A 1,380-nucleotide genomic window follows, 5' to 3' on the forward strand; every position below is an offset into this window, starting at 1 on the left:
GTGTTAAACAGATTTTTGAAGCCCAGCCCAAAACCATCTATTTGACCGCAAAGCCAGCGAAGTCTGTGAGAATTATGTAGGCAAGAGGAATTATGGCGGCTGTAATAATACCACTTAAACCCATAGCTACAGCAGCGAATACCCCTGCTTGACTATCTTTAGACATCGCACGGGCTGTTCCAATTCCATGACTTGCGAGACCAAAGGCAAAACCCCTCGCTGCCATATCTTTGATTTTGAAAAGATCCAAAACAAAACTGCCAAGTGCTGCACCTAGGATGCCTGTCACTATTGTTATGATTGCGGTCAAAGATGGTACTCCACCGATCAGTTCTGAGATGCCCATGGCAATTGGTGCGGTTACATTCCTAGGCAATAATGATCGTATGGTAATAGGATCAAGTTGAAGCAGATTTGCCACAGTGAAGGTTATGCCAATGGCAAAAAGTGAACCCAAGGAAACAGAAATCAGAATTGCACGTCTTGTCTTAAGAACGGTTGCCCAGTTCAAGTAAATCGGGACGGATAAGGCGACAGTGGTTGGCCCAAGTAGAAAGTGAATAAACTTGGCACCTTCAAAGTATCGTTCGTATTCTACTCCGAATGCTATAAGGCATGCGGCTACAAAAATTATGCTCAATGCTACTGGATTCAAAAGCGGGAAGAGTCCAGACGCCTTGTATATTCTATCAGCCAGTAGATAAGCACCAATAGTCAGCGTTAGCCAGAAAAGCGGCTCCGCCTGCAAGTAGACCCAAACATCATAAAGCTTGGCTGCCTCATTCATCCTTGATGGCCCCACCAGCCTTTAGAAAAATGAAGGCTGTGAAAACAATTGTGGTGATGGTGCCAATGGTGATGACGCCTATAATCTGCGCAAGCTGCGTCTCAAGCAGCTTTAGGTGCATGATCACGCCCACCCCAATTGGCACAAAAAGCAGTGAAAGATATCCAATCAGCTGTTGTGATGTGGTAACGAGTTTGCATCGCAAGTCTGCAACAAATGGGACGTCGATCCGCTTTGACCATAAGAGGCAGACCAACATCAAAACCAGACCGATAACTGGCCCGGGAACTGGCAATGCAAAATATTTTTGTGTCGCCTCACCGATTAATTGGAACAGGAAAATCAGGAATATTGCACCTAGCATGACATGCATCCTGTAAAATGAAGTGGGCGAGAAAACTTGTTTGGCTCATGACGTATACTGCAAGGCAAAATTATGGGAAAGGAACTATTAAATCCATTCGTGTAACACCTAAACAACATAATATTTACACACCCCCCATGGCCCATCCGTGGGCAGGTGTTGGGATGTTAAGGGTAGTTTAGGTGAGGCATGTAAGTGTCTATTCATAGGTAGGTATAAAGACAGCTAA

General features: G+C 44.9%; 2 protein-coding genes. Both read right to left on the reverse strand.

All coding sequences use genetic code 11. The annotated features are described in order from the left end of the window. Nucleotides 1-37: 37 nt before the first annotated feature. Nucleotides 38-787, reverse strand: coding sequence for an LrgB family protein (locus AB3X55_13370; protein MEX0504574.1), 750 nt, complete (start codon nt 785-787; stop codon nt 38-40). Beyond that, complete coding sequence (locus tag AB3X55_13375; GenBank protein MEX0504575.1) at nt 780-1,151, reverse strand: CidA/LrgA family protein; 372 nt, start codon at nt 1,149-1,151, stop codon at nt 780-782. The genes AB3X55_13370 and AB3X55_13375 overlap by 8 nt, the downstream gene beginning before the upstream one ends. Between the last annotated feature and the right edge of the window lie 229 nt (nt 1,152-1,380).

The sequence above is a fragment of the Alphaproteobacteria bacterium LSUCC0719 genome (assembly GCA_040839025.1).
GTDB lineage: Bacteria > Pseudomonadota > Alphaproteobacteria > Puniceispirillales > Puniceispirillaceae > UBA8309.